18 protein-coding genes are annotated in these 22,546 nt (G+C 55.1%); 2 read left to right on the top strand and 16 right to left on the bottom strand.

Features of this window, described 5'->3' with window-relative positions:
- Window positions 1-35: 35 nt before the first annotated feature.
- The 13 genes from NQ534_RS17925 to NQ534_RS17865 all read right to left on the bottom strand — a co-directional run bounded on the left by NQ534_RS17925 (window position 36) and on the right by NQ534_RS17865 (window position 16,566).
- The gene (locus tag NQ534_RS17925; RefSeq protein WP_040783748.1) at window positions 36-959 is read right to left on the bottom strand and encodes a hypothetical protein; all 924 of its coding nucleotides are present in this window, start codon (window positions 957-959) and stop codon (window positions 36-38) included.
- Window positions 960-1,044: 85 nt separating this feature from the next.
- Window positions 1,045-1,554 carry a hypothetical protein gene (locus NQ534_RS17920; RefSeq protein WP_143115725.1) on the bottom strand — a complete coding sequence of 170 codons (510 nt, stop codon included), beginning with the start codon at window positions 1,552-1,554 and terminating at the stop codon, window positions 1,045-1,047.
- 102 nt (window positions 1,555-1,656) lie between these two features.
- Window positions 1,657-2,193 carry a hypothetical protein gene (locus NQ534_RS17915; protein ID WP_006862603.1) on the bottom strand — a complete coding sequence of 179 codons (537 nt, stop codon included), beginning with the start codon at window positions 2,191-2,193 and terminating at the stop codon, window positions 1,657-1,659.
- Window positions 2,194-2,213: 20 nt separating this feature from the next.
- Complete coding sequence (locus NQ534_RS17910) at window positions 2,214-2,771, bottom strand: hypothetical protein (RefSeq protein ID WP_006862602.1); 558 nt, start codon at window positions 2,769-2,771, stop codon at window positions 2,214-2,216.
- A gap of 290 nt (window positions 2,772-3,061) precedes the next feature.
- On the bottom strand, window positions 3,062-3,619 hold the full coding sequence (locus NQ534_RS17905; protein WP_050778331.1) for a hypothetical protein: 558 nt from the start codon (window positions 3,617-3,619) through the stop codon (window positions 3,062-3,064).
- Window positions 3,620-3,621: 2 nt separating this feature from the next.
- A complete protein-coding gene (locus tag NQ534_RS17900; RefSeq protein WP_260042833.1) occupies window positions 3,622-6,069 on the bottom strand; it encodes a hypothetical protein in 2,448 nt (815 codons plus the stop codon).
- 57 nt (window positions 6,070-6,126) lie between these two features.
- Entirely contained in the window at window positions 6,127-9,156 is a 3,030-nt protein-coding gene (locus tag NQ534_RS17895) for a leucine-rich repeat protein (protein WP_006862598.1), read from the bottom strand.
- 21 nt (window positions 9,157-9,177) lie between these two features.
- On the bottom strand, window positions 9,178-11,754 hold the full coding sequence (locus tag NQ534_RS17890; protein ID WP_006862597.1) for a LuxR C-terminal-related transcriptional regulator: 2,577 nt from the start codon (window positions 11,752-11,754) through the stop codon (window positions 9,178-9,180).
- Between the two features lie 64 nt (window positions 11,755-11,818).
- Complete coding sequence (locus tag NQ534_RS17885) at window positions 11,819-12,028, bottom strand: hypothetical protein (RefSeq protein WP_006862596.1); 210 nt, start codon at window positions 12,026-12,028, stop codon at window positions 11,819-11,821.
- 239 nt (window positions 12,029-12,267) lie between these two features.
- A complete protein-coding gene (gene xerD / locus NQ534_RS17880) occupies window positions 12,268-13,182 on the bottom strand; it encodes a site-specific tyrosine recombinase XerD (protein ID WP_006862595.1) in 915 nt (304 codons plus the stop codon).
- A 293-nt stretch (window positions 13,183-13,475) separates the two neighbouring features.
- Window positions 13,476-14,063 (bottom strand): stage II sporulation protein M, encoded by a 588-nt coding sequence (locus NQ534_RS17875; RefSeq protein ID WP_006862592.1) that lies wholly within the window; start codon window positions 14,061-14,063, stop codon window positions 13,476-13,478.
- A gap of 97 nt (window positions 14,064-14,160) precedes the next feature.
- Complete coding sequence (locus NQ534_RS17870) at window positions 14,161-14,316, bottom strand: rubredoxin (RefSeq protein ID WP_040783798.1); 156 nt, start codon at window positions 14,314-14,316, stop codon at window positions 14,161-14,163.
- 159 nt (window positions 14,317-14,475) lie between these two features.
- The gene (locus tag NQ534_RS17865) at window positions 14,476-16,566 is read right to left on the bottom strand and encodes an elongation factor G (RefSeq protein ID WP_006862590.1); all 2,091 of its coding nucleotides are present in this window, start codon (window positions 16,564-16,566) and stop codon (window positions 14,476-14,478) included.
- A gap of 237 nt (window positions 16,567-16,803) precedes the next feature.
- Here NQ534_RS17865 and NQ534_RS17860 point away from each other — a divergent pair, with 237 nt between their 5' ends.
- Both NQ534_RS17860 and aroA read left to right on the top strand, forming a co-directional pair.
- Window positions 16,804-17,904 (top strand): prephenate dehydrogenase, encoded by a 1,101-nt coding sequence (locus tag NQ534_RS17860; protein WP_006862589.1) that lies wholly within the window; start codon window positions 16,804-16,806, stop codon window positions 17,902-17,904.
- 8 nt (window positions 17,905-17,912) lie between these two features.
- A complete protein-coding gene (aroA, locus tag NQ534_RS17855) occupies window positions 17,913-19,190 on the top strand; it encodes a 3-phosphoshikimate 1-carboxyvinyltransferase (RefSeq protein ID WP_006862588.1) in 1,278 nt (425 codons plus the stop codon).
- Here the strand turns inward: aroA and NQ534_RS17850 are convergent.
- The 3 genes from NQ534_RS17850 to nagA form a co-directional block, all read right to left on the bottom strand.
- Window positions 19,187-20,530, bottom strand: a complete 1,344-nt coding sequence (locus NQ534_RS17850) for a CapA family protein (protein WP_006862587.1) — start codon at window positions 20,528-20,530, stop codon at window positions 19,187-19,189. The two genes, aroA and NQ534_RS17850, sit on opposite strands and share 4 nt — an antisense overlap.
- An 88-nt stretch (window positions 20,531-20,618) precedes the next feature.
- A complete protein-coding gene (locus NQ534_RS17845; protein WP_006862586.1) occupies window positions 20,619-21,092 on the bottom strand; it encodes a hypothetical protein in 474 nt (157 codons plus the stop codon).
- A gap of 207 nt (window positions 21,093-21,299) precedes the next feature.
- The gene (gene nagA, locus NQ534_RS17840; RefSeq protein ID WP_006862584.1) at window positions 21,300-22,496 is read right to left on the bottom strand and encodes an N-acetylglucosamine-6-phosphate deacetylase; all 1,197 of its coding nucleotides are present in this window, start codon (window positions 22,494-22,496) and stop codon (window positions 21,300-21,302) included.
- Window positions 22,497-22,546: the final 50 nt, after the last annotated feature.

Genomic DNA, 22,546 nt, shown 5'->3' with positions numbered 1-22,546 from the left:
CGCGTTTTCCCGACTCCCCGCTATGCGGGCATAAGTCACGCACGGCTGCGTTTTTTCTTAAAGCAGATTCCTGCCAGCGCTCCGCCCGATGCTGCCAGCAGAAGCAGCCATACCGCTGTCTGTGTTTCGTCGCCGGTCTTTGCCGCGCCGCTCTGCGTTGTCCCGTTTCCAGTCGTCTGCCCCGTGCCGCTGCCGGATGACGGCTTGTTTCCATCTGTACCGGCTGCCGGTTTCGTAGTCGGCTCCGTTCCGTCTTCCGTCTCTGTCGTTGTAACCGGCTCCGTCTCTTCCGGTTCTGTTGTCGTAGCCGGCTCCGTCTCTTCCGATTCCGTTGTCGTAGCCGGTTCTGTCTCTTCCGGTTTCGTCACCGGTTCCGTCTCCTCCGGTTCTGTCTCATCTTCCTTTGGCTGCACCGCCGCAAAATAGCGGCTATCCGCTGCCGCAAACGTCCAGACACCGCCTGCCGCGTCGGAAGCCTTCTGCACCGCACTGTCCCCGGCGAAGGAATACAGCGCCGCTTCCCGATAGCCGTCCGGCGCTGTCACTGTCACCGTGACCGGCGAGGAGGGCCGGATCTCTTTTCCGTCCCGGTAAAACAGAAGGTAAAACGCATACGGTTTCCCGCCGTATTCCTTCATGGTTTCTGTCACATAGGCAAACGCTTCCGCATCCTCCTGCGTGACCGGCACCACCGCAGCGCGGATATCGCCATCCGCGCTATCCTGCGCCTGCACGGTCACTTTCGTCCCGTCCTGCAGGGTGATGGTTTCCCCGCTTCCAAGCTCCGTGCTGCCGCTCAGTGCTTCCTCCGTATATGTTACTGTCACGTCAACATCCACCGTTGTGTCCACGGACAGCCCCTCCGCCATCACAGGCACCGGCTCTGCCAGTGTCATGACGGATACCGTACCTGCCAGCGCCATAACTGCGCAGAACAGCCCCGTAAAAAGCTTCTTCATTGTCCTCATCTCCCTGCATCGTTATTTCTCTGTGCGAAAGCTTACATCACATTCCCGCACCTCATATTCACAGATAATTTCCAGGTTACGCATCTATGTGCAGCGTTGTACTGAGAGACGCCGCTCCTGCGCTGTAATAGGTATCCGGCTCATACGCCATAATTTTCAGCACTACAGCTATATCTTCCTCCGGCATACTGGTAAGCTCCACCGCCTCCACATATTCTCCCGGCTTCAGAAGCCCGCTCTCGCCCAGCATCTGCCCGGATTCATCCAGAATCCGCACCTTCAGCCACACCTTATTAGAAGCCGGATTTGTCATGTAAAGAACGGCGCTTCCGTTTTTCACCACCGGTGCGCCGCAGATGCCCACCTCATATTCCTGCGCATTCAGAAAACTGTAGCCGAGCTCCTGCGGTACCTCCGGCTCCCCCTGCTGCGCATTTTCTTCAAAGGGCGGCGGGGTAAAGGCGGCGCCGTCCGCTCCCGTATCCCGCAGGAGCGCCCACGCCATCACAAGCAGCGCAAGCGCGCAGACCACAGCCAGAACAAATAAAAGATGTCCGCCCGGCATTTTTTCTGTCTTTTTCCGCACGCCTTTCCCTCCCGTTCTGTCATACTTCGTAATCATCCCGCCTATGCGGCGCTCCATATGTACTTTGTTTTCCCGCTGCGCCGCTGCGGGACACCGCCTTTCTTACTTCACCGCCACTGTGATTTTTCCGACGGTATGGAAGCTGTCCGCTTCTGCCTCCAGCGTGCCGCCCAGCATAAATGCTGTCGTAGCCGTCGGAGGCGCATCCGGGTCCGTCCCCTCCGCCGTGGGAAGTCTCAGCTCCGCCTTATCAAATGTACCGGTGAGGCTGTAGCCCTCCGCCGCCTCAAAGGACAGCACCGCGGTAACTTCCGCATTGGAGTGATTCTCCACCGTAATGGTGTTTCCGGTTCCGCTCCACCGGCTTTCTTCCTTCACCTCATAGGCGTGGGTAGCGGGATTCCAGACGCTCACCCCGGCGGCGGTATAGGTAAACTGCATTTCTCCCCACTTCACATCCACCAGATAAACGGTTTCCGGCGCGGCGCTTTCCCGGTACTGCGCCTGCACTCCTATCTGCGTCCGCGCGGGAACCTCCGTTTCTGAAATATTCCCGGCGGACACGGCAGACGGCAGGGAACCGGTCAGCAGCGCCGCAGCCGCCAGAACCGCCGTCCCTGCTTTTTTCCATTCTCTCATAGTCCACCTCAGGCTTCCGTTTACTGTGCGTCCGCGATGGTCACTTTCACTTCGCCGACCTTTTCTCCATTTGTAAACTCCGCATCCGGCGCTCCCGAAAGGGACAGCGTCGTTGTCAGGGAATCTGCTCCATCCGGATTTGCCAATGCTTTTTCTGCGGCATTCTCCAGCGTCAGGGTATCTGAGGTAAAGCTGCCCGTCACACCGCTGAAACCAGTCGCCGCAGTAAAGGAGACAGTCGCCGCAATTTTCTGATTGGAGTGGTTCGTCACGGTGATATTCCCGGCTCCATCCGCACATGTCCAGGAACCGGTCCCTGTTCCGCCATCGTACTGATGGTCCGCCGGATTCCACGTTCCCTCTGAAGGCGCCGTATAGGTAAATGCCATTGCACCCCACTGCACATCCACGCTGTAAACAGTGTCAGAGCTGCTGCCAGCCACATAGTTTCCGGTAACATTATGCGGCTGTGTGGAACCGCCCTGTGTTGTAATTGTTTCTGCAAATACGGTGCTGCCCGCCGTCATACCGAGCGCCGCCGCCATGCCAAGTACCGCCATTTTCTTTAAATTTTTCATTGTGTGTATCCTCCTTGCTGAAATATTGTGATATCGGGTCAAAATATCTGACCACCTGCCGGGGCAAAGATTTTTTACCCCGTGAAACAGGGGATTTTCCCCTGTCCCTGTATGTAAATTCCGGACGCACAAAAATACAGCTCTGGTCTTTTTGTCCGCTCCGGAAAATACTACCTGATTTTGCTGTCCGCCCCGCAGGGCTCAAAATCTATCCGCCGCCGAATGAAACATAATCCCATCATGATGGAATCTGCTCCGCCGTGTGGAAATAATTCACGACGGCATCTACATCATTCCGTCACAGTAATCTCAATTCCTTCTATACTGCCGTTTACAATCGCCCGCTCCCCGGTGTCCGGATCGTAATAGAGAACATTGAATTTTCCGCTGTAGGTTCCCGCGGAAAGCGTCGCCGCCCCGTCGATTAGCTCCAGCTTCTCCACCTGCTTTCCCGGATGGAGGGTGCCGGACTGGGCGATGACCGTCTCCGTGCCGTCCGCGCCCACGATAATGAGCTGCAGAACCATGTCGTTGACGGATTTGGACGGGTTCTGGAACATCAGCGACGCCGTCTGGTCTGCAAGCGATATGGTGACGGTCTTCTGATAGCTCATGGAGACGGCGCCGCCGCCCTCGTCAGCTTCCATTTTTTCCTCCGTCTCCGCTTCAATCGTCTCAGCGTTTACTTCTTCCTCCACCGGCGCGTAGTCCGGCGAGAGCACCGGAGTGGTACTTCGGAAGAACAGCGCCCAGACCGTCACACCGATGGCGACCGCCGTCACCAGCAGCAGAACCGCAATCAATATTTTTACTTTGTTATTTTTCCCGTCCTTCTCTGTCTGTCCCACCGTCACTCACCTCCGATCGTCACCGTCACCTGGCCAAGGATATCTGCATCCAGCCCGGTGCGCGGCTTTCCTTCCAGCGACAGAATCGCTTCTGTTTCCTCCCCGGACGCCAGCGATACGCTGCTCTCCAGCGCGTTTCCCGCCGCATCCGCAAAACTGCCGGAAAATGCCGTATTTATCTGCCGGTACCGGTAAGAAACGGATACTTCTGCTTCTCCCGTGTTTGCGACCGTAATCTTATCCCCGCCCTCGTCGGAGGCTCGCCAGCCGCCGTCGCCGTAGGTGTGGGTTTCCGGGTTCCAGCCGCCGTCCGTATAGGTAAAGTCCAGGGAACCCCAGGTCACATCTACCGAAACAACCTCCGCGCCCGGATTCTTTACCGTAACATATCCATCGCTCCTAAAAGATCTCCCATCCCCGGTCAGCTGCGCGCCATTTTCATTGTAATAATAGCAGCCCTGCGCCAGAAAATTACTTACAACCCCATTTGCTGTCCAAATATGATAGACTTCTCCCTCTATTATCCCGCCGGAAAGCGTAATAGAATAGTTACGGTCAGTGACACGCAATCCATAACTTTCTCCTCTGATATTCCCGCCGCTGACGGCAAGCGTTCCATCCTCCACATATACACCGTATCCTGCGGAATTTTGCGAGAAAATACCAGTAATCTGTCCGCCGCTTATCACAACGGTTCCTCCGTACATGGATATCCCCGTGCCTCCATTTACCCCATTTACCCGGCGTTCTCCTCCGGTAATTGCACTGCTGCCGCCGACAGATATCTCTCCGCCCGTCACATACAGCCCGTACGTTCTGCCGTTTACGGTTCCGCCGCTTAAGGATGCTTCTCCGTCGGATACTGCAATCCCATAGCAAATTACCGTTTCGTTAATGGTTGCTTTTACCGCTCCGCCGGTCATGGAAAACGCTCCGCCGGACACGGAGATACCGTTTCCCGCGCTGTTGCTGACCACACCGCCCGCCAGCTCGAAGCTTCCACCGGAAACAGTAATGATATTACTTACCGTCCCCTCCGTGCTGCTGGAAATGGTGCACTCTTTTCCGCTCACGCAGGTGAGGAAGATAGAATCTCCACCCTCCACGGTCAGTGTTTCCGTGACCACGGCGTCCGCAACCAGCGTAACGACTGCCGGTATCTTTGCGCTGCCGCACTCCTTTGCCGCCGCCCACGCGTTCTGAATGTCCGCATAGTATATCGCGGCTCCGCCAGCCGATACCCGCGCGACCATCTGCTGCCCGCAACTGCTGCAGTAGTAGTTTTCATCAAACACATGCTCCTTCTTTCCGGCAAGGGAAGCATCGTTTGTGTAGATGACCACCCCGTCGCAGCTTTCGCTCCGGTAGACGTCCGGACCGGCAAAGCCGGGCAGACTGCCCTCTGCCCCCAGATTGTCCTGCTTCCAGACATTGCCCGCCGGTTCCGTCACCGTGCCGTCCTCCGCCACACTGCCGCCGTTTAACAGCCAGGCAACCTCGCCGGAGGCAAATTCCGCCGCCGTCTTGCCGGAGGTGTTAGTAACGGAGCCGCTGCCGACGCCGATACTGTTCTCCGCCGTTCCCTCCAGATAACAGCAGTCTGCAATCGTACCGCTATCTCCTGCAATACCACCTGCGTATGTACCGCTCACCGCGCCGGTACTAAAGCAGCCGGTGACACTGCTGCCGCCCACATTGTATCCCGTTATCCCGCCTGCCCAGCTGCTGCTGTTTACTGTGCCGATGTTAAAACAATCTTTGATAACAGAGTTCGCTCTATTTCTTCCTGCAATTCCTCCCGCGCATCCGCCATTCACCGCTCCGCTGTTCGAGCATCTTACAATAGTGCCGTAGTAACTAAATCCTGCAATACCGCCCACGCCGTCATCGTAACCGTTGCTGGTCACGGTCACACTGCCGCTAAAGCTGCTGTCTATAATCGTACCGTAATTAACCCCCGCTATGCCGCCCACACAATCTACTCCGGTCACGCTGCCGCTAAAGCTGCTGTTTATAATCGTACCGTAATTATTTGTCGCTATACCGCCCGCATAACTTACGCCGGTCACGCAGCCTTCTGTTATATTAAGATTTTGTACCACACCATTACCGTCTATTATGCCAAACATTCCAGATACACCGGGAGCGTTGATAAAAAGTCCTCTTATAGTATGCCCGCCGCCGTCAAAGGTTCCGCTATATGGAAAGTCATCGTCTCCGATTGGCGTCCACGGACGGCTCTCCAAATCGATATCCGCCGTCAGAAGCGCATCCGCTCCCGGATTTTTTTCAGCATTTTCGTCTCCCGTCCCGTTTACCAGCTCTGCAAACCAGAAAAACTGCCCGCCGTTTCCAATCTCGTACTGACCGGTCTGTTCATTTAAGTTTGCCGGTTCGTATTCCCCGCAGACGGTGCAGAAGCCGTTTCTATAAGTCTCATGCTGACACACGCCGACCGTCACCTGTCCGGTCAGCGTCCTGCCGTCCAGCCCTTCCGTAACCTGCGCTCAATTCTGATAATACTTTGCTTCCCCGTCCAGAAGGTCCTTCAGCGTAACAGAGTTGCCGCTTTGAATAAAGATGCCGTATGCGCCGCTGTAGGTTCCGCCGGAAAGAAGCGCACTGCCGGAGGTCTGGATACGGAGCGCCGCGCCGTCGGCGTCGTCCTTATCCACTGTATTGGAAGCGCTGAAACTGCCCCCTTTGATTGTAACCAGTGCCCCGGAGCCGCTGACATACACGCCGGTTGCTCTGCCGCTGATGTTTCCGTCCGTGATTGTGATGGCGCTTCCCTCGGAAGCCGCTGCCACGCCGATATCCCCGCTGACATTTCCTTTTATGATTTCCGCCGTTCCCCCGTTGTACACGCAGACGCCGGAATGTCCGTTCGCCGACGCCGCAGCCGTTCCGCCGTTCAGAACAAAGTGCCCGCCGTTTACCGCAATAGCGTTGTTTCCGCCCGCTCCGTTTTCAACGGTGCCGCTCTCCAGCGTGAGGGTTCCCCCGGTGACAACATCAATCAGTCCGCTCTGCCGGTTGAATACATTTCCGGAGAGAGTATAGGTATTTCCGCTCTCGTCCGCTTCACTCTTTAAGGTGATATTGCTGCCAGCCGGTACGGTAAGCGTCGCGCTGACCTCTGCGTCCGCCAGCAGGGTGATGGTCGCTGTATTCGCCCCGACGGAAGCGAATGCCTCCGCGACGTCGGTGTATTCCTTCACACTGCCGTCCGCCAGCTCTACTCTGGCGACCGCGGCGATCTCAAATGTGACCTCCCGTGTTCCGCCGTAGCCATTCTCCAGGATGCCTTCCACACGCACCGTGACCCTGCCCGGCTGCGTCCCGGCGCTGGTCGGATTTCCGTCCGCGTCGGTCCCGTCCTCACTGACGATTGTCTGGATGTAGTGTTCGCCCTCCTTCAGCATCTCCCCTGTTTCGCTGTCCTTTACCGTCAGCGTATAAGAACTCTCTGCATCACCGGTATAATGCGCCTCCGCGGTCACGCCGTCTCCGGACATCCGCTTTGCGCGCCAGAACACAGGCTCCCCGGCAAAAACGGTTTCCTCATTTTCCGCCGCGACCTCCGTGACGGAGCCGTCCTCATTCTCCATGAACCATGCCTCCGCGCCTCCGTCCGTGAAATAAAACGATGCGTCGTATTCGGTGCCCTCGTACCGCGTCCCGGATGCAACCTGGGAGGGCAGAACTTTCCGGGTCGTATCCGTCTCCCCGCCGCTTTCCCTCAGGGTGACGCTGTAGACAGTCCCCGGCGTTCCATCCATATAAAATATCTCATAGGTGAGAACCACATCAGACAGATTATAAACCACTTCCGGATTCACTCCAGCAAATGCCGTCTCCCCTATGGAAGAAACATTTTCCGGGAGAATCAGCTTGTCCAGACAGCTCCCACCAAACGCATATTGTCCAATCGTTTTCAGCGTATCCGGCAAATCAACAGACGTCAGAGGACAACCTCTAAAAGTGTCGCTATATATATACTCCAGTCTTTTCGGCAGAACAACCGATTTTAAACTATAACACTCTGAAAAAGCCCCTATCTCAATGTCAGAAACATCATCCGGAATTTTTATGCTTTCCAGAGAAGAGCATTCCAAAAAAGCGTAGCGTCCAATATTCCAGAGGCTTTCCGACAGGTCCGCTTTCTGCAGAGCTTCCATACGCGCAAACGAATACTCGCCTATCTGGGTAACACCATCTTCCACCACAAGGGCAGTGATGCTGGTCCGGTATTTCCTCCAGGGCGGTTCTTCATTATAATAATAATTTTTCATTGACGTTCCCGTTCCGGTGCCGATCACCAGCGTATCCGCCGTCCCATCCCCGTCCTTGTCATACACCGCCCAGACACAGTTTCCGGTCGTTCCGCTCTCAATTTCCGTTCCATACGCATTCGCCGCTTCTGCGATTTTGACGGTAATCTCCGGAAGCGGCACGCCGTCCCCGACAGTCAACGCGTATTGTGCCGTTCCCCCGCCTGCGGCTTCCGTATTTACGGTTTCCGGCAGTACCGGAACGTATACATAGGTATTCCCGGCCGCTTCTTTATCGGAACGGAACTCTGCCGCATCGCTTTTTTCCGCGTCAAGCTTCCATGTAATCCCCGTCAGCATGACATTTTGGGTAATCTGCGCATCCGTATTCTGCGATTCCGCCGCATGGACCGTCACAGGCGGAAATACTGTGTCCAGTAGGGAGGACAGGATGCCGCCCTCTGACGGTGTGTCCTGCTGCGCCTGCCCTGTCTCTGCTGCCGCTGCGGTATCCGGCTGTGCGGAAGTCTCCGCCATGCTCTGCGCCGCCGCTTCCGTACCTGCGATCTGTTCCGTCTGTCCCGACGGTCTGGCAGGCTCCGCCTGCAGTACGGCTGCCGTTTCCTGCTGCGCCTGCGCCGCGATATCTGGCTGCGCGGAAGTCTCCGCCGCGCTCTGCGCCGCCGCTTCCGTGCCAGCTTCTGCAGCGCCCGGCGTCGCCGCTTCTGTTCCGTTTTCTTCCGCGCCCTGCGTCGCCGCTTCCGTGCCGTTTTCCGCCGTGCCCGGCATCTCTGCCTCCGGAGCGGCTTTCGTCTCACTCTGCGCTTCTGTCTCCGATACGCCTTCTGTCCCGCTTTGCGGCTCTGTCTCCGATATGCCTTCCGTCCCGCTTTGCGGCTCTGTCTCCGATACGCCTTCCGTCCCGCTCTGCGCTTCTGTCTCCGATACGCCTTCCGTCCCGCTCTCCGGTTCTGTTTCCGCTCCGGAGTTGTCCGCCGGAAGAGACAGTGTGACGGTCAGCGTATCCGGGAACTGGATATCCGCCTTATCCGCGCCAATCTCCAGCGTCTGTGTACGTGTTTCCTCCGGAAGGTCAGAAAATGCTGTAATCACCGCTGTTTCCATGCCGACAGCTCCGCTTCCCGCGTTCCCATTCTGCGCAGTCGCCGGGATTTCCACAGAGCTTCCCGCCAGCACTGCCGCCAGCGCGAGTGCCGCCGCCCGGCGCAGACCGCCTTTGCGCACCTTTTTCCTGTTTTTCATATCTGTATCACTCCTCGTTCCTTATATCAGTTTCCGCAGCCTCGCCTCGTGAATAGCGGCGGTACGGCTGCTCACGCCCAGCTTCCGGTAAGTTTCCCGGTTGTGATATTTCACCGTGTCCTCCCGGATTCCCAGACGGCGCGCGATTTCCTTTATGGAAATACCCTCCGCCTGCATCCGCAGGATTCTGACCGCCTGCCCGGAGAGGCGGACCTCACTGTCCGTTCCCTGGCAGAGGTATCCGGGATAAAGCTTTGCCATCTTTCTGCATTCCTCCAGCACCTGCTTCTGAAAGCCTTCGTCCGTCCATTCTATGCCGCCCACTTCCAGAAGGTCCGGAACCGCCCCGCATTCTCTGGAGAACAGCCGCACGAAATGGTAGCCTTCCGCACAGGTGATGCAGCTCTGAAGCGTTTCCCGCCATTCTTCGCGCCCCAGCCGGTACAGCGTGACGGCAAGAAGCAGGGACGCTTCCATTTTTATGTAAGTCCGTTTCATTTTTTCCGCATAATACAGAAGCTCCTCCAGAAGTCCCAGCGCCGCCTCGTATCTTCCCGCCTGCAGATATACCCGCGCCTTGGTAAGGTAGCGGAACCGCTCCAGCGTACAGAAGGTGTCCGCCTCCTTCGGCGCCGTATCCAGCCATTCCATTGTCTTTGCCGGGCGCTTCTGATAAAGAAATATCCGGCAGAGAAAAGCATCGATGTTCGGGAGCATCCGGGGCGCCTCTCTTTTTGCGCGCCCGCGGAAGGTTTCCATGATTTCCTCCGCATATTCCGCGTTTCCGTTCAGAATCGCCAGCCACGCCAGCAGCGCCGAAGCCACAAAGCACAGCTCCACTCTGCCCTCCGCGTTCAGCCTGCCCTTTTCCGCCAGCCGCATCACCTCAAAGCTGTCCGCGCCCTTTTCCAGGCCGCTCTCCGCCAGCGCCAGCGGCACCAGCCCTTTGCCGTATTCTCCCAGCGCCAGGGACACCGCCTTTCCGATAGACGCCGCCAGCTCTTTGTCTCTTTTGCTCCATTCGCAGAAATCCTTTCCCCCGTTCATCAGCGAGGGCAGATTGGTGGTCACGGAAAGCTCCGGCAGCGCCGTCCGGTGTCCCGCCGCCATACTCCCGGCGCTCTTCAGCAACGGAATCAGCCCCGCGCTTCCACGGTGCGGCAGGGCGATATCCAGATAAACGAGCCAGCGCTTTGCTTCCCGCTTTTCGCTGCCGCCATGCTCCCCGGCGTATTTCTCCAGCATCCGGTACCAGTATTCGCTCTTTTCTTCATCCATCAGAATGGAGTGCAGCATACTCATATAGGAAATCAGCGCCGGATTTTTCATCACCGTTTCCTCCGGCAGGGAAAGATAATATTCCCGCAGCTCAAAATACGCCCCGGCCGCCGGATTTCTGCGGGCGTTGGCGCAGAGCACCCTCAATACGCTCTCCTCATCCCGGCATGTTTCATAGGCATCCAGCGCCTCCCGGATCTGCCCGTGCATTTCATAATAAAGCCCCGCGTTGGAATAAAGACGCTGTATTTCTTTACTGTTGTATTTTTTCCGGATCCGCTGGCGCATAGCCTGCCGCATTCCCCAGCGGTATTCCCACACGCCGTCCTGTCCGGTCTTTGTCATAAAGTTTCCCAGCTCCTCCGCGCGGGAAATCAGCTCGTCCACATTGTTTCTGCCGGTAAGCATGCCCGCCAGCTCTCTTGTATAATTCTCCACAATGGAGGTTTCCATCAGAAATTCCTGCAGCTCCGCCTCCCACTGATCAAATACATGGTTTTCCAGCCAGAGCCACATATTTTTTACAGCAAGACGGATGTCCCCCTTTTCCATAACCAGAAGGCGCAGCGCCGCCGGATGCCCTTTTGCGAGCTCCCACGCCTGACCTGCCGCATCCGGCTCCAGATAGATGCCGCACCGCTCCAGATATTCCTCCTGCTCCTTCTGTGTGAAATAAAAATCCCTTTCCGCTATCTCGACAAACCGGTATTCCATATGAAGCGGCAGAAGCCAGCCGGGCACCGGCGCGCGGGAGATCAGCAGCAGACGCACCCGCTCCTGCCCCAGCAGCTTCTTTATCAGCGCCGCGTATTCCTCCTGGCGGGTCTGCAGCGTGACGCCGTGCAGACCGTCGATGACCACGATGCGCTCCGCTTCCGTCTCCTCCGTTCCAGACTCCTCTTTCGTTGCAGTTTTCTCCGCCCTGTCTTCTGCCGCAGCGGTTTTCTCCGGTCGTCTCCCGGTTTTCGCCAGCTCCGTTTTTATTTTCTCCGGCTCTGTCCTGATGTCCTCCGGCTCTGTCTCCGCCGCCGGATAGTATTCATAAGGTCTGCGCGCAAGTACATCCCGCACCAGAGCCGTCTTGCCGATGCCCGTGACGCCGTACAGATAAACCGCGTTTCCCATCTCCAGCGCCACCTTCAGCTTCCTCGCCGCCTGCTTCGGGCGCAGATATACTTCTCTGTTTTTTTCCTTCGCTTCCTTTTCCGTTCTCTGCATAAGATTTTCCTTCCCGTTCCCGGACAATTCCCGTTCCCCGCTCCCGTCTGTTTCTCTGTACGACCTGCAGAAGCCGCCGCCCGCAACTTTCTTCAAATGCATGAGCCGCCGCCGGCAGCTCCCTCCGGGTGCATGACAACGACAAAAACCGCCGGAGGGCGGATGGTCATCTGCCACCCGCCGTCTGACGGTTTCCTCTGTAAATTATAACCAGGTAAAAAACACCATAAAAGGACAGAACGTCAACGCTCTGCTCTGCTCTGCTCTGCTCTGCTCTGCTCTGCTCTGCTCTGCTCTGCTCTGCTCTGCTCTGCTCTGCTCTGCTCTGCTCTGCTCTGCTCTGCTCTGCTCCCAGATTATCGCCTCTTTTACTCATGGTGTCAACCCCTGCTTTATCACTTTTTATATGATAACTATCAGGCAGGCGTGACGTATACCTTTCTGGTATCTGACGCGCGCCCGGATAGTTACAGTTTATTATAGCAGGCGGAAGTCAAAAAATCCACTGCAAGAAAGTGTAGTCGGGGTGTTGCCATTATCGTTATGGTTCACGCCAGCCTCAGGCACATGCCACAGCGGGAAGCTGGTTCTGTGGGTTTGAGGCTGGCGCATATGCTATCCTCTCGGATGCGCCTTCGCATAGATTTCACGCACTCTTCTGACGTTCATGTCCATATAAATCTGCGTCGTGGAGATATCGGAATGTCCCATCATCTCCTGCACTGCCCGCAGGTCGGCGCCATTCTGCACCAGATGCGCGCCAAAGGAATGCCGCAGGGTGTGCGGCGTGATGTCCTTGGTGATGCCTGCCTGCGCGGAATAAAATTTGATGATTTTCCAGAATCCCTGACGGCTCATGGATTTTCCGGAGCAGTTCACAAACAAAAATTCGCTCTCTTTTCCCTTCAGCAGCACAGAGCGGCTCTCCTCCAGATACCGCTTCAGCGCCTTCTCCGCCTCCGTCCCGAAGGGAATCACGCGCTCCTTGTCGCTGTCGCGGCAGAGCACATAGCCCATCGCCATATTGACGTCTGTCAGCTTCATGGAAATCAGCTCGGAGACACGCATCCCGGTGGCATAAAGCAGCTCCAGCATCGCCTTATCGCGGATGCCCTTTGCCGAATCCAGCTCCGGCTGGTTTAAAAGCTGCACCGTTTCCTCCAGCGTCAGTATCTCCGGCGTCTTTTTTTCCACGTGCGGCGCCTTCAGATTGTCGCTCGGATCCTCCGTGACCGCTTTTGTTTTCACCAGAAAATGAAAAAAAGCGCGGATGGATGCAATCGTCCGCGACACAGATGAGGTGGAAAATCCCTCTTTTTCCATCTGCAATATGTAGGAGTTCAGGCTGGTAGCCGTCACATCCTGTACTTTTTCCACACCTTTACCGGACAAATAATGAAATAATTTTTTCAAATCCCTCTGATAGGACATCACCGTACTGTTTGACGCATTTTTTTCCTCTTCCAGATAGTCTGCAAACCGGCGCATATCCTGCTGTATTTGCGGAGCCAGCTCTCTTGTCATATCCATATTTCATAATCTCATCTTTCTTTTGTGTTGCATACGCTGCTCCCAGCGTGCGAAAAACGTCCGCCGGACGTTTTTTATCGTATGACTGGCAGCAAAAAAATAAGAGTCACGCTCCCTTATAATTCTCCCCAGAATCATTATTTATGTAAACATTATATGTGGTTTCTCCGGGAAAATCAATGACTTTTTTTTCGCATTTTTCCCTTGAATACGCGCTTTTTCACACTTTTTACAAAATATCGGAGGAAGAAATTATGTATACCACTATATCTGGTAAAATTCGCCCGGAATTTTTAAAAAAAATATTTTACCGCCTGCTTTAAAAGCCACGGTCCGGCGCTGCTCTCCAGCAAAACGCCCACCAGAAACAGCGCCGCGCACAGGCACATGTCGCGCAGATAGGTCTTTTCCCCGGTATACAGCTCCGGCCTTTTCCTGCCGCGGAAGCGGTCAATCCCGCGCTCCATAACAGCCTTTGCCAGAATCCAGATGAGCGGCGCGTAGACAAACGCCTGCGGCAGGATGGACGCCAGGAAAAGCAGGATTCCCAGCATGTGCATACGGACCACGAAAATGCCGAGGAACATCCCCGCAGCAAAGCCTATCCAGCCAAGCGCCGCCAGCACGACCGGTATGCCCGCCGCGGTGCAGCCAATCAGTCCCAGAAACAGAAACACCTTTCCCCTCTGCAGCAGAATATGGAAAAAAAGCGCCTGCTGATCGATCTCCGTATTTTTGATGGAAAGCAATGTGGATTCGTTGAGAATTTCGTTTTCTTTCAGATAGGTATTTCCCCACAGATTTACAAATAAGCTTCCCGCCAGAAACCCAAGGAAAAAGATTCCGGCGATTACCAGGTCCTTCCAGTTTTGTTTTTTCATATGAAAAACCCCTGCACCGTCTTTTTACAGCGTATGCAGGGGTTCATCCTTTTATACTCCGGAAAGTCCGTCTTTTATGCTTCCGGTCATTCGTTCTTTATGCTTCGGAAAACTGGTCTTTTCCTACGCCGCAGAGCGGGCACGCAAAATCCTCCGGAAGGTCCTCCCACTTTGTTCCCGGTTCAATTCCCTCCTCCGGGCATCCTGCTTCCTCATCGTATTCCCATCCGCATACGTCGCATACATATTTCATTGTTTTGTCCTCCTTAACTAAAATGATGATGCCGCGGATCGCACTCTGCCGCCGGCAGGCTGTCCATCTCACAGCCGCACACAGCAGACCGCAGGCACCGCGGGGCGGATATTTCCGCCCTGCCCTCATACTATATCATGTTTGCCGGATAAGTCAATATTAATCCTCATTTGTATTTACTTTACCCGCTCTTGCCTCAACTTCCTTCGCCTGGATATCAGACGGAGCCTGCTCATATCTTGCAAATTCGTAGGAGAAGGTTCCGCTTCCGCCTGTCATGGAGCGAAGCTGTGTGGAATAGCCGTACATCTCCATCATCGGAACATCCGCCTCGATGATCTGGTTGCCCTTGTGGTCCGGGTTCATGCCGAGCACACGACCGCGGCGCTTATTCAGATCGCCCATAACATCCCCGGTATATTTATCCGGAACCGTGACCTTCACCGATGCGATCGGCTCAAGCAGTACCGGAGAAGCCTCCATGAAGCCCTTCTTGAACGCCTGGATAGCGGCTGTCTTGAATGCCATTTCGGAGGAATCCACCGGATGGTAGGAACCATCATACAGGGTTGCTTTCACACCGACTACCGGGTAAGCTGCCAGCGGTCCGCGCTGAACAGATTCCTGGATACCCTTTTCCACTGCCGGGAAATAATTCTTCGGAACGGCGCCGCCCACAACTACCTGCTCGAATACATACGGTGTCTCCAGGTCGCCGGAGCTCTCAAAACGCATCTTAACGTGACCGTACTGTCCGTGTCCGCCGGACTGCTTTTTATATTTCGCTTCCACATCGGATTTCTTGCGGATGGTCTCGCGGAACGCCACCTTGGGACGCGCAAGCTCCACTTCCACTTTATATTTTGTCTGCAGCTTGCTTGCAATAATGTCGAGATGCTGGTCGCCCATGCCGTAGATAAGCGTCTGACGGTTTTCGGCGTCGTTCACCGCTTTCATGGTGAGGTCTTCCTGCATCATCTTTGCGAGCGCCTGGGAGATCTTATCCTCATCGCCCTTGTTCTTTGCAAAGTATCTCTTATAGGTATACGGAACGGAAACATCGATGCCCGCATACTGGATAGGCGTCGTCTTGGTGGAGAGGGATTCTCCGGTCTTTGTGACATTCAGCTTTGCAAGCGCGCCGATATCGCCCGCATGAAGCTCCGGCACCTCGATGGTTCTGCTGCCTTCCATGACATACAGTTTATTTAATTTTACTTCCACATCCTGCTTCGGGTTATAGAGCGTGTCGTCGTTCTTGATAACGCCGGAAGCCACCTTGATGAGTGAATATTTTCCGATAAACGGATCCACGATCGTCTTGAATACGAAAGCGGATTTTGCCTTTGCAAAGTCGTAATTTGCCTCGTAGATCTCGTTCGTCTTTGTGTTGATGCCTGCGATATGGCGTTTGTCCGGGCTTGGGAAATACTGCACCATGTCGTCGAGCAGGTTCGCCACGCCCTGCAGGTTCACCGGCGAGCCCATTGCCACCGGAACGATGGAGCCGTCGGATACGTTCATGGTGAGCGCCGCCATAATCTCTGCTGTGGAGAACTCTTCTCCCGCAAAATAACGATCCATAAATTCCTCTGAGGTCTCCGCTACTGCTTCAAGCAGGTTCTCGCGGTATCTCTCCAGATATTCCATCGAGTAATCCGGAATCTCGCACTCTACCTTTTCGCCCTTTCCTACCCAGCGTCTGCCGGCTTTCTTTACGACGTTTACATAACCGACAAATTTCTCATTCTCACGAATCGGCAGATGGATGGGCGCGATTTTCTTTCCGTAAAGCTCTGTCAGATCCTCCACCACCTGGCGGAAGCTGGCATTGTCCACGTCCATGTTGGTAACAAAGAACATTCTCGGCAGTTTGTATTTCTCACACAGCTCCCAGGCTTTCTGGGTGCCAACTTCCACGCCGCTCTTTCCGGAAACGACAATGATTGCCGCGTCCGCCGCAGCCGCCGCCTCTTCTGCCTCGCCCACGAAATCGAAGTAGCCCGGCGTATCCAGCACGTTTACCTTGATGTCGCCCCAGATGATCGGAACCACCGTCGTGCTGATGGAGAACTTTCTCTTAATTTCCTCTTTATCAAAATCGCTTACCGTATTTCCTTCCGTTACGCTTCCCATACGGCTGGTAATACCGGATAAGTAAGCCATTGCTTCTGTCAGACTGGTCTTGCCGGCGCCGCCATGACCCAGGATAACCACATTGCGAATTCTGTCTGTTGTATAAACTTTCATATACTTTCCTCCAATTTTCGTTTTAGTCCGGGCAGAAAAACAATGCCTCTCCGCCCTCTCGCAAAGCCTATGGTTATATTCTACTAAAACTGCGCATAAATAGCAAGCAAATTATTCAAGATTACCAGAGATATTTTTGTGAGCCATTGCTTTTGCGCTTTAAAGTGAAAAAACATTGACATCCGCTTCCCATCGATAGTACAATACTAGAAGTCAAAAGCGAAAGAAGGATTTTTTATGAATACTGATTTTACTGCAGGCTTTGTCGCCCTGGGGCTGATCGGCGGCTCCATCGCCAGAGCCATTAAGCATTTTTACCCGGACGCCACCGTTCTTGCCTGCGCGAGAAGACGCGAGACGCTGGATTACGCTTTAAAGGAGCATATCATCGACGAGGCATACGACGATATCTGCGAGGCGTTTTCCCGCTGTGATTTTATTTTTCTGTGCGCGCCGGTGGAGGTAAATATCGCCAGCCTTCCGAAAATAAAGCCGTTTTTGAAGACGGACTGCATTTTAACGGATGTCGGCAGCACAAAGACCGATATCCATGAACGCGCCGCCGCGCTTGGTCTGTCAGATTGGTTTATCGGCGGACATCCGATGGCGGGTTCTGAAAAGACCGGCATCGAGCATTCCCAGTGGGCTCTGATAGAAAACGCTTATTATATTCTGACGCCCTCCGCCGGGATTGCGCCGGAGAAGGTGACGCGCTACACAAAGCTGGTTTCTTCTCTGAACGCGCTGCCGCTGGTGCTCGACTGCAAAGAGCACGATTACGTGACTGCCGCCATCAGCCATCTGCCGCATATTATCGCAGCCACGCTGGTAAATCTGGTGCACGATGAGGACACGCCCAACGAGACGATGCGGACCGTCGCAGCCGGAGGATTCAAGGATATCACGCGCATCGCCTCCTCCTCCCCCGATATGTGGGAACAGATCTGCACGACCAACGCAGGCAACATTGTTTCCGTGCTGGACGCCTACACGGAAAGTCTGCAGAAGGTGCGCGCGCAGCTTCTTGCGAAAGACAGCTCCGCCATCCACAGTCTTTTTGAGCGCTCGCGCGATTACCGCAATTCCTTCTCCGACCGCTCCAGTGGACCGCTGAAGAAGGTTTATATGCTCTACTGCGATATGGTGGACGAGGCGGGCGGTATCGCCACCCTTGCCACGATTCTCGCAAGCAGCGGCATCAGCCTGCGCAATATCGGCATCGTACATAACCGGGAATTTGAGGAAGCCGTGCTGCGCGTGGAGTTTTACGACGAAGAATCTCTGAAAAAATCGGTAGAGCTGCTGCGCAGATACCGCTATACTGTATACGAAAGGTAGGTTTCCCGATGATTTTTAAAAAACATGCTCCCCTCAGGGGGGAAATTACCGTACCCGGCGACAAATCCATTTCCCACCGTGCCGTCATGTTCGGCGCGCTCGCGGAGGGTACGACCGAAATTACCAATTTTCTGCAGGGAGCGGACTGTCTCTCGACGATACATTGCTTCCGTATGCTCGGTATTGATATAGAAAATACTCCGGAACGCATCCTGATTCACGGGAAGGGGCTGCACGGACTGTCCGCCCCCGCCGATACGCTGGATACCGGAAACAGCGGCACGACCACCCGCCTGATTTCCGGCATTCTCGCCGGGCAGCCGTTTTCCTGCACGTTAAACGGCGACGCTTCCATCCAGAGCCGCCCCATGAAACGCATCATGGAGCCGCTCTCGCAGATGGGAGCGGATATCGTGAGCCTGAAGGATAACGGCTGCGCACCGCTTCGCATCTGCGGCAGCCATCTGCACGGCATTCACTACAGCAGTCCGGTGGCTTCCGCGCAGGTGAAGTCCTGTATTCTGCTCGCCGGTCTTTACGCCGACGCTCCCACCAGCGTGACAGAGCCGCAGCTCTCCCGCAACCACACGGAGCTGATGCTTGCCGGTTTCGGCGCAGACGTACAATCTCACGGCACTACCGCCACGATTTTGCCGGAGCCTGTTCTGTCCGGCATGAAAATTACTGTGCCGGGCGATATTTCCTCCGCAGCGTATTTTATCGCCGCCGGGCTGATGATTCCCGGCTCCGAGATTCTGATACGCAATGTCGGCATCAATCCCACCCGCGACGGCATTCTGCGCGTTGTGCGTGATATGGGCGGCGACGTTACTGTTTTAAATGAAAAGGTGAGCGGCGGCGAGCCGGTTGCCGACCTTCTGGTAAAGCACAGCGCGCTCCACGGCACGGATATCGGCGGCGGCATCATCCCCACGCTCATTGATGAGCTGCCCGTCATCGCCGTACTCGCCTGCATGGCGGAGGGCACCACGGTTATCCGCGACGCCCAGGAGCTGAAGGTGAAGGAATCCGACCGCATCGCTGTGATGACGGAAAATCTCACCGCTATGGGCGCTCATGTGACAGCGACCGATGACGGTATGATTATCGAAGGCGGGCATCCGCTGCACGGCGCTGTCATCGACAGCCATCTTGACCACCGCATCGCCATGAGCTTTGCCGTCGCCGCGCTCGCCGCCGACGGCGAAACGGAAATTACCGGCGCCGACTGCGTCAGAATCAGCTATCCGGATTTTTATGAAACATTAAAGGCACTGATGGGTTAACCCGTCAGTGCCCTGCTTCTTTCGTCAATCAGATTTAATACCCGCTCCGCTTCTTCTCCCGTCAGCGGCGTCGGCTGGTAGTTGTTAATTGTGCTGTCGGAGGATACCGAACAGGGAATCAGATTTGTCTCGCTCTCTGTAATCTCTCTGTCTGTGTTAATGACAAATTTCTGCTGAAAAATCATGGTGTCTGTCTCCGTGGGATGCGTATTTCCGCCGAAGCAGAAATTTCCAAGACTGTAGGCGATTGTTTTGCCCTTGTATGTCCCGATTCCCTGCAGGACGTGCGGGTGATGACCGACCACCACATCCGCTCCCTCGTCGATTGCCAGATGCGCCAGTGTCACCTGGTTCTCATCGGGAACCGTCACCAGCTCGTTGCTCCAGTGAAAAACCGCCACGATAATGTCCGCGCCCTCCTGCTTCAGTTTTGCGATATTCGATTTCACCTGCCCAGTCCGCTCCAGATGGTCGTCCAGCTCATAAATTCCAAATATCCCGACCTTTACGCCCTTCACTTCCATCAGCGCCGTGTCGTCATAACCAAAGGTCCGGATATGATTCTGCTCCAGGATATTGACGGTGTCCAGAAAGCTCTGCTCCCCATAATCATGACTGTGGTTGTTCGCCACATTTGCCGCCTCCACAGACGAGGAAGCCAGAATCTTTACAAACTCCGGCTTTCCCTTAAACGCAAATTGTTTCTCCTCTCTTGTCGTTTCCTCTGTCAGCGTTCCCTCCATATTAACAATCGTCAAATCATCCTTCTGAAAAATGTCCCGCACATTTTCCAGAAAATAATCCGCCCCGTACATATCGTAATAAGCATTGAACCCGGTATCCCAGGCAAAATATTCGTCCGTTCCCAGAATGCAGTCCCCGGTAAAGCTTAAAAGCAGCTCCACCGGTTCCTCCAGCTTCACGATTTCTTCCGTTTCCTCCTGCTTTTCCGTCTGAGCAGGCTGCGCGCTTTGTCCTTCTCCCAGCAGCACGTCCTGTATTCCCACCTCCGGCAGGGCGGATGCATTCTCTCTATCCGGTGCGGATGCGGATTTTTGCACACCGCTTTTATCCGCCGTTCCTTTTTCGGACATGACCGCCGCCATCCATAGAATCAGCGCCGCCAGCACAATACACAATGCTCCGCCTGCAATGCAAAGCCGGGTACGCCGTTCTCTCCGGTATTTCCGTATCAGCTTTCTTATGCGGCCGATTTCCCGGCGCTGCCCGTCATCTCCGGCTGCCAGGAGCAGCCTGCCCAGCATCTGTTCCGCCTGTTCCAACTCCCGGCTGCCTGTCAGATAACTTATAAAACGCTGCAAAGCATTCTCTTTTTTCATGTAATCACTACTCTTTCCCGTTTTTCTTCTGACAGTATAAACGGGGAATGTATCCTGATTTTATCATGTTTGTATCAAAGTTGTATCATCAGCACAGTACCACAACTCTGTCCGGCGTCGTCTGCGGCGGAATGCTTCTTGTGACCGCAGTATAGTAAACCAGCAGGAACCGGTTCTGCAGACTGCAGGTAAATGCCTGCCCGTTTACCGTTCTGATTACGGTATTTCTGCCGACATTCAACTGCAGAGAACGGTCAGCCGCAGTCAGATTCCGGTCAAAGAAATTTAACATCACCTGTTCGTTTCTTCCAGGCACCGCAATGATCTGCGCACGGTACTGCGGCGGGAAAATCAACGGCACCGGCAGGCTGCTGTCATAGAAGGCAATCACCTGCATTCCTGGTCTGAGCTGCCGGTTATCCATTATCTGCGTATCTGCCTCCACCGTAAAGTTTATGATTCCTTCCGCTGTACGGAGCGACATCATCTGGCTGCAGCAGTTATTTCCTCTGGAAATGTTAATAATCGTGCCTGCCACGCCCACATAATCTGAATATCCCATAGCACACCTTTTTTATTTAAGGTATGTTTTCTCCCGGAAAATGTGCAAATACCCGATGCGCTGCTGCCAGCCGAATATACTGTCCGGCGGATGCCGGACGCACCGCGCCGCCCGGTCTGCTGTCCTTCCACCACTGGATGCGCCGCCCGGTCTGTTATCCTTCCGATGCCGGATATGCCGCGGCAATACGGCACATCCGGCAGCACCTCAGCCCTCTTTCTTAAAAGCAGTGCCGCGCAAAAAGACACGGTCGATATCCAGATTTTCCGTGAGCAGGACAAGATCCGCATCCTTCCCGTCTGCGATGGAACCCTTGCGGTCATACACTCCAATCAGTTTTGCCGGATTTTCCGTAAAGAGCGGCAGCAATTCCTCCAGGGAATATCCGGTAAATTTTTTCAGATTGCGCAGCGCCCGGATCTGCGTAAGCGTGCTGCCTGCCCGCGTGCCGTCGGATGCCAGCTTTGCGTCACCGTTTTCCACAACGACCTCGTTCACGCCCAGGTGATACCTTCCGTCCGGCAGTCCCGCCGCCATAATAGAATCCGTAATGGCGACGACACGTTCCGTCCCCTTGGTTTTCAGCAGGAGCCGCACGATCCCCGGATGCAGATGCAGCCCGTCGCAGATCATTTCACAGTAAATATCCGTTTCCAGCGCCGCTCCGAGAATCGCCGGCTCGTGCTGGTGCAGAAGCCGCATGGCGTTAAAGGTGTGCGTACAGCTATCTGCCCCCGCCCCGATTGCCGACATGGCGGTCTGATAATCTGCGCCGGAATGTCCGATCGCAACCGTCATTCCAAGCTCCCGCAGCTTCGGAATCATTTCCACAACGCCCTCCACCTCCGGCGAAACGGTAATATAACGGATATTTCCCTTTGCGCGCTCCTGATACTCTGCGGCAAGCGCAGCGCAGCCGTTTCGCAGCAGGTGCTCCGGCATCGCGCCCTTATACTCCGGCGCAAGAAACGGTCCCTCCAGGTGAATCCCCAGAAGCTCTGCCGCCGGCACGTCCGACTGGTCAGACTGCAGATACTGATCGATGCACCACTCTGTCTGCTCCTTCGTGTCCGTCAGCACGGAGGCAAGCCAGGCGGTCGTCCCGTTCCCGGCAAAAAATCTGCCGATTTTCTTTAAATCCGCCGCCGTCGCCCCGTTCACATCCACGCCGACAGCCCCGTGCGTATGGACATCCAGAAAGCCGGGCACGACCCATCTGCCGGACGCATCCACAATTTCACATCCCGCCGGCGGCGCATCCGCCCGGCATATCCGCGGCTTTCCTTCCTCCGGCGGCGCGTCCTCTCTGCATATCCGCAGCTTTCCTTCCTCCAGCAGCAGGTTCGCCTTTTCAAACCGGTGATTAATATATACTTCCCCATTCACGATATAATACTTTTTCATGAGATTTCTCCCTTCTGCACTGTCCTTCGGATTACTGGATTACTGTTCAC

It is taken from the genome of Marvinbryantia formatexigens DSM 14469, from assembly GCF_025148285.1.
GTDB lineage: Bacteria > Bacillota > Clostridia > Lachnospirales > Lachnospiraceae > Marvinbryantia > Marvinbryantia formatexigens.
The sequence above is the reverse complement of the archived record's forward strand: the minus strand, read 5'-3'. Positions and strand labels throughout refer to the sequence as shown.